This is a genomic window from Romboutsia sp. (assembly GCF_051659545.1).
Taxonomy (GTDB): Bacteria; Bacillota; Clostridia; order Peptostreptococcales; family Peptostreptococcaceae; genus JBOFOR01.
On record NZ_JBOFOR010000213.1, the window covers coordinates 21,644 to 31,074 of the forward strand.

The 9,431-nt window shown below is 28.5% G+C and carries 7 protein-coding genes; 2 read left to right on the forward strand and 5 right to left on the reverse strand.

Features of this window, described 5'->3' with window-relative positions:
• Positions 1–7 precede the first annotated feature (7 nt).
• The gene (locus ACRC03_RS11515; RefSeq protein WP_438652712.1) at positions 8–1,762 is read right to left on the reverse strand and encodes a B12-binding domain-containing radical SAM protein; all 1,755 of its coding nucleotides are present in this window, start codon (positions 1,760–1,762) and stop codon (positions 8–10) included.
• A 161-nt stretch (positions 1,763–1,923) separates the two neighbouring features.
• Here ACRC03_RS11515 and ACRC03_RS11520 point away from each other — a divergent pair, with 161 nt between their 5' ends.
• Positions 1,924–2,127, forward strand: coding sequence for a hypothetical protein (locus tag ACRC03_RS11520; protein ID WP_438652713.1), 204 nt, complete (start codon positions 1,924–1,926; stop codon positions 2,125–2,127).
• 2 nt (positions 2,128–2,129) lie between these two features.
• On the opposite strand, the gene ACRC03_RS11525 is transcribed toward ACRC03_RS11520, so the two are convergent.
• The 4 genes from ACRC03_RS11525 to ACRC03_RS11540 form a co-directional block, all read right to left on the reverse strand.
• Positions 2,130–3,053, reverse strand: a complete 924-nt coding sequence (locus ACRC03_RS11525) for a hypothetical protein (protein ID WP_438652714.1) — start codon at positions 3,051–3,053, stop codon at positions 2,130–2,132.
• A gap of 177 nt (positions 3,054–3,230) precedes the next feature.
• Positions 3,231–4,931 carry an arginine--tRNA ligase gene (gene argS / locus ACRC03_RS11530; protein ID WP_438652715.1) on the reverse strand — a complete coding sequence of 567 codons (1,701 nt, stop codon included), beginning with the start codon at positions 4,929–4,931 and terminating at the stop codon, positions 3,231–3,233.
• 92 nt (positions 4,932–5,023) lie between these two features.
• On the reverse strand, positions 5,024–5,467 hold the full coding sequence (locus ACRC03_RS11535) for a DUF523 domain-containing protein (RefSeq protein WP_438652716.1): 444 nt from the start codon (positions 5,465–5,467) through the stop codon (positions 5,024–5,026).
• 12 nt (positions 5,468–5,479) lie between these two features.
• Complete coding sequence (locus ACRC03_RS11540; protein WP_438652717.1) at positions 5,480–7,858, reverse strand: endonuclease MutS2; 2,379 nt, start codon at positions 7,856–7,858, stop codon at positions 5,480–5,482.
• 233 nt (positions 7,859–8,091) lie between these two features.
• On the opposite strand from ACRC03_RS11540, the gene ACRC03_RS11545 reads away from it, so the two are divergent.
• Positions 8,092–9,431, forward strand: a 1,340-nt coding sequence (locus ACRC03_RS11545) for an aminoacyl-histidine dipeptidase (RefSeq protein WP_438652718.1), incomplete at its 3' end; no start/stop codon positions are given.

Here is a 9,431-nt window from a genome sequence, read left to right on the forward strand (position 1 = left end):
TAACCTCCTATATGTTAACATTGTAAGCTTTTGATTTTTCAAAAATCTTTTTGTCATCGTATATAAACATTATTACATTTTCGATTTTTTTAACTTCACTGTATATATCTTTCTTTAAATTTAATATATTAAATTTAAAAGGCTCAAAGTGAACATATTTTATAATATGCTTAGCTGGAACATCTTTAAAATTAGGCAAATATTTTAAAATATTATTTTCATCTTGTAAAAATACATGTCCTCTATTTTTAAAGTCTTCCATATCTAATTTGTTGAAAAATTGTGGTATATTGGATGTTTTTCCTAAAGATATATAATCATATTTTAATATATCTTTAAACATTTCATTATTTGTATTTATTTTTTCTTCATAAAAATCTAATAAAATTTTATATAGCATGTTTTTACCTTGTGCCATATCAAAGTATCCATTTTTATCAAAGTAAGTAGCAAAGTCCTCAAAAAACTTAAATGGGCTTTCTTTATAAAAATTAAATATTATATATCTCATAGATAAGATAAAGTTTTTAGAGTTATAATACTTTTCTAGTATTTCCTCTATATCTTTTAATTTTAAAATTTCTCCATAACTTATATAGTCATTATATAAAACTTCATATGGTGGATAGTCTTTGTATTTATATCCATGTTCATTAGATGTTTTCCTTACTCCTGTCCCTTTAATCATTTTTAAGAATCCAAGTTGCAAGTGTTCTATTCCTAAGTTAAACACATCGTTAAATGAGTTTTCAAAACTTTTGTAGTTTTCATAAGGAAGACCTGCAATTAAATCCAAATGCTGATGTATATTTCTATAAGAAGCAACTTTTTGAACTACATAAGATAATTTTTTAAAATCATCTCTTCTTCCAACTGCATCTAATACTTTTTGATTGGTAGTTTGAACTCCTATTTCAAATTGGAATAATCCTTCTTTGCAATTAGCTAAAAACTCTAGCACATCATCTTCTAATAAATGTGCCGTAACTTCGAAATGGTAAGTAGTGTAATTATTATCATTTTCCATAAGAAATTGCATTATATCTTTTGCAAATGCTTTATTTGCATTAAAAGTTCTATCTATAAACTTAATTTGAGATACTCTTGCATCTATTAAAGCTTTTAAATCTCTCTTTACTCTATCTATACTAAAGTATCTCAGTCCTTTTAATGTAGAAGATAAACAGTATTGGCAGTTAAACGGGCATCCTCTTGACGTTTCATAGTAGACTATTCTATTTTCGTATTCTTTCGGATTTAAGTCTTCATATGGACTAGGTATTTCATCTAAGTTTTGTAGAAGTTCTTTGGGTTTATTAGTTATTATTTTATTACCATTCCTATATACTATACCTTCTACATCCTCTATACCCATATTTCCTTGAAGATGCATAACTAAATCTCTAAATACTAGCTCTCCTTCTCCATACAAAATATAGTCTACAAATGGGTAGTTTCTCATAGAACATTCACTGTCATAACTTACTTCTGGTCCACCTAAAGCTATTTTTGTATTCGGTCTTATTTTTTTTATGTTGTTACAAAGTTTGACTATGTCATTTACATTCCAAATATATGTAGAGAATAATATTACATCATAATCATGCTTGTATATGTCCTTTAAAATATAGTCTAAATCATTGTTAATAGTGTATTCTTTTATATCTACTTCTATTAAATCTTTCACAAATTCTTTTAAGTATCTTATTGCTAAATTCGTGTGTATAAATTTAGAATTTAGTGTAGTTAGTAATATTTTCAAATTTTTCACCTCTTTTTTAATATTGTTGTATGTTATTTTACTATTTTTAGGTTAAAATAATATATGTAATATATTATCAAAATAATTTTTAATTGAAGGTTTTTACATATTTTTTGTAGAATATTAGTATTAAGTATATCTAATTAGAAAGGAAGTTTTTTATGGGATTAATTGAGCATGTATCTATCAACGCTTTATCAAAAAGAGATTTATTACTTATAATAAAGGCACTTGAGTATACCAACGATAATACAGGTCTTCGAGATTTTATCGATCTTAGAAATAATATAGTTAAAGAGTTATGCTTTTTAACTGATACGTCTGAAGAAGATTTTGTCAAATATTTAGAAGCTGCCGATGAATAATCTTATGACCTTTTAAAAGTTAATGTATAATTTCCTGATTTAGATTTAATATTTAAATTAAGTATATTATCATTAATTTTTTTTGATACAATTGTTATTTGATTGAATATCGGGTCTATTATAGTGTCTCCTTCATTAAGGCTAATCAAGTTTCTCGGATCTACTTTTTGATCGTAGTTTTTTTTATTAATTTTATATTTTCTCAATTTCGCTATATATTCAGACATTGATAAAATAAAGTCTATATTTTCTATATTTAGAGTTTCTACTTCTCCTAATATAGATAATATAGACTTTTTTATACTTTTTATCCCATCATTGTCTATATCTCTTTCCTCTATGTAAATGTCATGAATTATATTTAATAAGCTTCCTATTACTTTATTATCATCATATTCTGCTACTTTTAAATCTATATATTTATCAATTTCTTGTATAGTATTTATTCTTGCCATTTGAAATTTAATTGTATTTAGCTTATCTAGTTCTATTGAAAATCCAATGACTTTTTCTTTTGATTTTTGTAGTAATTCACTATACTCTATATCTTTATTTTCTATTAAATTATGAATTATAGAATTATATAATACAGCTCCAATTATATATTCAAATAAATACTCTTCTATTTTTAAATATTTTGTGTACTTTTTAATTAATTCTACAACTTCTTCTTCACTTTTCTGAATATTTGTATTAGAAATTATCACTGGTAGTAAAATATTTAATATATTATTGTACTTTAGTTTTTGTCCGTAAAACCTATAGTAAATTAATTCATCCTTCAATCTATTATTGTCTATGCACACACAACGTTGAATATTATCATCAATTAAACATTTTGTATTTATTATCATTAGATGCTTTAGAACTATATCTTCTATATCAAAAGCTGCAATATAAGCTTTTTTTATTACGCTATCTTTCATAAATATTACCTTCCTTGCAATACTATCTAATTATTATTTTTATCAACTAGTATATTTAATATACCCCTATTTACATTTCTAATCAATAGAAAAATCCACTTTACTTAAATACATAATTTTCCTTAGTATTAATTGCTTAAATGAAAAAAAAGAGACAGCTTTTAAGCTGTATCTTTTCTACATTCTTTCAGGTGCATGCATACCTAATAACTTAAGTCCGTTTTCTAATGATTGTCTAGTAGCTGCAACTAATGCAAGTCTTGCTTTTCTTAATTCCACATCATCTACTAGTATTGGGTTATCGTGATAGAATTTATTAAATGCTTGTGCTAAATCTAATACAAATCTAGTCACTATATGTGGTTCATTCTTTCTCATTGCTGTTAATATATTTTTATTGAAAGATGCAATTACTTTTAATACTTCTGAACTGTCTACATCATTTAATAAGTCATAGTTAATCTCTGTAGTTGCTTCTTCATTAGCTTTTCTTAGTACCGAACAGCATCTAGCATGAGTATATTGAACGTATGGTCCAGTTTCTCCATCAAAGCTTAATGTTCTATTCCAAGAGAATGTATAATCTTTTATTCTACTGTTTGATAACTCTTGGAACACTACTGCTCCAACTCCAACTTGCTTAGCTATCTCATCAACATTTAATGCATTTTGATTTTTAGCAAGTATTGTTTCTTTTGTTTTTTCTATAGCTTGTCTTAGAACATCTTCTAAGAATACTACTCTACCTTTTCTTGTCGATAAAGTTCCTTCTTCTAATGCAACCATTCCAAATTGAACATGTTCCATATTTTGTGCCCACTCGTATCCTGCAAGCTCTAATACTTTAAATAATTGTTGGAAATGAAGACTTTGCTGAGAAGCAACTACATACATACATTTTTCAAAATTATAAGTTTCTTTTCTATATAAAGCTGCTGCTAAATCTCTAGTCATATATAATGTTGAACCATCATTCTTAGTTATTAAAGCAGGTGTCATATTGTATTCTTCTAAATCTACTATATTTGTTCCTTTTGATTCTTTTAATAGTCCTTTTTCATTAAGAATTTGAATTACTCTATCCATTTTATCTGAATAGAAGCTTTCTCCTGCGTATGAATCAAATTCTATATCTAATAAATCATATACTCTTGAAAACTCTTTTAAGCTTTCATCTCTAAACCATTGCCATAATTCCGTTGCTTCTTTATCTCCATTTTCTAGTTTAGTGAACCATTCTCTTGCTTCGTCTTCCATTTCTGGATGACTTTCAGCTTCATCATGGAATTGTATGTATAATTTAAGTAATTCTGGTATTGGATTTTCTTCTACTGCTTCTTTATTTCCCCATAATTTGAACGATACTATAAGCTTTCCAAATTGAGTTCCATAATCTCCAAGGTGATTTATTCTCTCTACTTTGTAGCCTTGAGATTCATATATTTTGTATAAAGCATTTCCTATAACAGTAGTTCTTATATGTCCTATATGGAATGGTTTTGCTATATTAGGTGATGAAAAATCTATGACAATAGTTTTTCCATCTCCTAAATCACTACGACCATAATTATCTCCTCTATCTAATACATCCTTTATAACACTTTCTGCTAGCTGAGATTTATTAACGAAAAAGTTAACATATCCTCCCATTGGCATAACTTTAGCTACAGCACCTTTAGCTTCTATACTGTCTGCTAAGTCAGCAGCTATCATATTAGGAGCCTTTCTAAATACTTTTGCTAATTTAAAACAAGGGAATGCATAATCTCCCATATCTTTATTAGGTGGGACTTCTATTAATCCTACTATTTCTTCTAATGGCATATCTTCTATCTTTTCTTTTAAGCAATCTGCTATCGCTGATTTAAAATCTTGCATGCTATTTCTCCTCTCATACTCTTATTACTTTATGGTAAATCAATTTATTAGTTTTTTCAAGTTATTTACTGTTTTTACTTACCTATATTTCACTATATTTCTTTTTCGCTAATTACTTTTATATTATTTAATCTCAAAAGAGCTGTCGTAACACCTACTCCTGGTATTTTATTTCCTGAAAAAGTACCATCATAAATGTAATTAGAACCACAAGAAGGGCTGCTTTCTTTTAAAATAGCTTCTGTGCATTGATATAAATTTGCTATTTTTAAACTTTCCTTAGCACCTTTCTTAAAATTCTCAGTTACATCTATTCCTTCATTGCTGATTACATTACTATTCCCATTTATAACTTCGTATCCATCTACGCTAGTTATTTCTGAAGGTCTTCTTGGAGTAGACAAACCACCTAATTGTTCTGGACAAACAATTATATATTCTTTATCTTTTAAATACTCTATAACTTTATCACTTTTATTATGTTCTCCATTATACTTACAATTTATTCCAAGCAAACATGCAGATACTAATATCATATACATTCCACCTTATTTTAATGTAACTACAGTTACTCCTGCTCCACCTTCACCATACTGTCCACCTCTTTGTGACTTAACATGTTTATTTCGTTTCATAACATCTTGAAGGCCTGTTTTTAATACTCCAGTTCCTATTCCATGAATTATTATTACAGACTCAAGTCCTGCTACATAAGCATCATCTAAATATTTTTCCACTTCCATAATAGCTTCTTCTAAATTCATTCCTCTTAAGTCAACTTCACTCTTTACTTTACCTGACTTAGATTTTATTATGTTTCTTGTGGATTTAGTAACTGTTGTTTTAACATCTTTCTTAATCTTTTGTAAAGCTTTAAATGGTAATGCCATTTTCATGATACCTATTTGTATTACTGCTTCTTTTTTGTTCTTATCAACTGAAACGACACTTCCTTGTTGATTTAAAGTTATTACTTTGACTTCTTCCCCTGGTGATAAATCTTTTATTTCTTTATTAGCAACTTTAGGAACTATCATACTTTTAACTGTTGGTTGAAGGCTTCCCATAGAATTTGTTAATTCTTTTCTTAAAGCTTCTATTTTTTGATTCTTTTCTTTTGAAGCTCTTTCTTCCTCTAGTATTCTAAGTTCTTTTATGATATCTTCTACTTCTTCTTTTGCTTGTCTTGTTATTCTAAATGCTTCAGTTCTAGCTTGCTCCATCATCTTTTCTTTTTGCGCTGCAAACTTTTCAAGCTTCCTGTCGTATTCTTGCTTTAAGAATTCTATTTCTAATTTTAATTTTTCAGCTTCTTCTCTTTCTTCTAGTGCTTTTATTCTATTTTTTTCGACACTTTGAAGTACATCTTCTAATGCAATGTTTTCAGTATTTATAGATTCCCTAGCTCTTGAAATTACAAAATCACTTAACCCTAGTTTTTTAGATATTTCAAATGCATTAGACTTTCCTGGAACACCTACTAAAAGTCTATATGTTGGACTTAATGTTTCTATATCAAACTCTACTGCAGCATTTTCTACACCCTCTTTAGTTAAAGTGTAGTGCTTTATTTCACTATAATGTGTTGTAGCTATACACTTAGCTCCTGCCATATGTACATCTTCTAATATTGCTATTGCAAGTGCAGCACCTTCTATTGGATCAGTTCCAGCACCCAATTCATCAAATATTACCAATGAATTTTCTGTAACATCGTTTAATATTCTAACTATGTTTGTCATATGTGAAGAGAATGTCGATAAACTTTGTTCTATACTTTGTTCATCTCCTATATCTGCAAATACATTGTCGTATACACACATACTACTTCCATAGTCAGCAGGTATATGAAGTCCACTTTGAGTCATAAGTGATAGTAGTCCTACTGTTTTTATTGTAACTGTTTTACCACCTGTATTTGGACCTGTTATAACTAAAGTATGGAATTCTCTTCCTAAATAAACTGTATTTGGAACTACCTTATCTTTATCTAATAATGGATGCCTACCATTCTTTATGTTTATATATTTATCTTCGTTTAGTTTAGGTTCTACACCCTTCATTTGCATAGATAATTTTCCTTTTGCAAAAGCAAAATCTAATCTTCCTAATATTTCTTGATTAGATACTATGTCATCACTTACCTCTCCAACCATTGCTGAAAGCTCTGAAAGTATTCTCTCTATTTCCTCTTGCTCTTGAAGCCTTAATTGTCTAAGCTCATTGTTCATGTCAACTATACTCATTGGCTCTATAAATAAAGTTGCTCCTGAAGATGACTGGTCGTGAACTATACCTGCAACTTGTGATCTATACTCCGATTTTACAGGCACCACAAATCTATCTCCTCTGACAGATACTATGGCATCCTGTAAGTATTTTTGATATGTACTAGATGATATTATAGCATTTAATTTTGATCTAATTGATTGATTTTTTTGTACTATTCTTCTTCTAATTTCTCTAAGTGTAGATGAAGCACTATCTGATATTTCAATTTCGCTTATTATTGCATTGTATATTGCTTCTTCTATATCTCTATAAGCATATAAAGAATTTGATAACGATTGTATTATGGGATAATTGAAATTTTCCTCATCACTACCTTGTAAACTATTTTTTAAAGTTCTAGCAGCTCTTAAAGTATCTGCTATCATTATCAAACTACCTGTATCTAATGAAGCTCCTATATTTGCTCTTTTAACTTTATCCTCTATATCATGTATCCCTTGTAACCCAACATATCCTCTTTTAGTAAGTATACCTTGAGCTTCACTGGTCTCTTGTAGCATATACTTTACTTCTTCAAAATCTGAACTTGGCTCTAGTTTTTCTATATATCTTAACCCTAAAGAAGATGAAGCTTTCATCTTTAGTATGTCTATTATTTTATCAAACTCTAAAACTCTTAATGATTTTTGATTCATACACCCTCCTTATAAAAATGAACTTTTTTTATAATGTTTATTTTATGTACATTTGTATTATACTATTTATATATTATACATAATCAATGCTTATTTGTACTATAAAAAAATATTATCTATTTACAATTAAAAGATTAGGAGTATAATAGAAAAAAAATACTTTTTAGTGTTTTACCATTGTTTACTAAAATAACTAATTTAGTATAATTTAATATCAAAAGGAGTTGCTATTTATGAAAAATGTATTAAAAGGTTTAAATCCAGAGGTTGTATTTAAGTATTTTGATGAAATATCTCAAATCCCTCGTGGTTCTGATAACGAAAAGGCTATAAGTAATTATCTAAAGAAATTTGGTGAAGACTTAGGACTAGAAACAGTTCAAGATAATGCCTTAAATATAATAATAAGAAAACCTGCTACAAAAGGATATGAAAATTGTCCAGGCGTAATACTTCAAGGTCATATGGATATGGTTTGTGAAAAAAATAAAGATACTCAACATGACTTTGAAAAAGATCCTATTAAATTAAGACTTGAAGATGATATGATTTATGCAACTGGTACTACACTTGGTGCTGATAATGGTATCGCTGTTGCTATGGGACTTGCAGTACTTGTTTCTACTGATTTAGAGCATCCTGCTATAGAGGTTTTAATTACAACTAATGAAGAAGCTGGTATGACTGGAGCTATGGCTCTTGACGGTTCTCTTTTAAAAGGTGAGTACATAATAAATCTAGACTCTGAAGAAGAAGGTTTCTTACTTGTAAGTTGTGCTGGTGGGGTTACTGCTAAGTCTAAATTAAAAGCAGAATTTACAGATGTATCTTCTGATAAGCAAGCTTTATTAATAGAAATTAAAGGACTACTTGGTGGACATTCAGGAATGGATATAATCAAGCAAAGAGCTAACTCAAATATGTTAATGGGTAGATTATTAAATTTACTTTGTGTAGACTATGATTTATCTAAAGTTGAAGGTGGCTCAAAGAACAACGCTATCCCTCGTGAATCTGAAGCAGTGATTTTAGTTAATAAAAATGATGTAGCTAAAGCTAAAGAATGTATATCTACTATAAGTGATACTTTCAAGAAAGAGTTTAGCACTTCTGATTCTGGCTTAGTTGTTGAATGTAGTGAAACTACTGCTGATAAAGTTCTTACTTCTGATAGTTCTGATAAAGCACTTAAGCTTCTAAACTTAATACCTAATGGTATCCAAACTATGAGTATGGATATTAAAGGATTAGTAGAAAGTTCTACTAATTTAGGGGTTCTTAGAACTACTGATAGTGAAGTTACTTTTGAATGTGCAGTTAGAAGTTCTGTTAGAACTTTAAAAGATGCTATAACTAACAAAATGGAGTTATTAGCTAAGACTTTAGATGGTGAGTTTGAATTAATAAGTGATTACCCAGCTTGGGAATACTCTAAAGGATCTAAGTTAGAGGAGATATGCATAGCTACTTACGAAAACATAGCTGGTAAAAAACCAACTATAATGGCTTTACATGCTGGTCTTGAGTGTGGATTATTATTAGATAAAATGCCTCATGCACAAGCTATTTCTCT

Bases quoted from the DNA above. Each gene is read 5' to 3' on its own strand.
- ACRC03_RS11525 (WP_438652714.1), bottom strand. From the start codon at position 3,053: ATGAAAGATAGCGTAATAAAAAAAGCTTATATTGCAGCTTTTGATATA.
- ACRC03_RS11540 (WP_438652717.1), bottom strand. From the start codon at position 7,858: ATGAATCAAAAATCATTAAGAGTTTTAGAGTTTGATAAAATAATAGAC.
- argS (WP_438652715.1), bottom strand. From the start codon at position 4,931: ATGCAAGATTTTAAATCAGCGATAGCAGATTGCTTAAAAGAAAAGATA.
- ACRC03_RS11520 (WP_438652713.1), top strand. From the start codon at position 1,924: ATGGGATTAATTGAGCATGTATCTATCAACGCTTTATCAAAAAGAGAT.
- ACRC03_RS11535 (WP_438652716.1), bottom strand. From the start codon at position 5,467: ATGATATTAGTATCTGCATGTTTGCTTGGAATAAATTGTAAGTATAAT.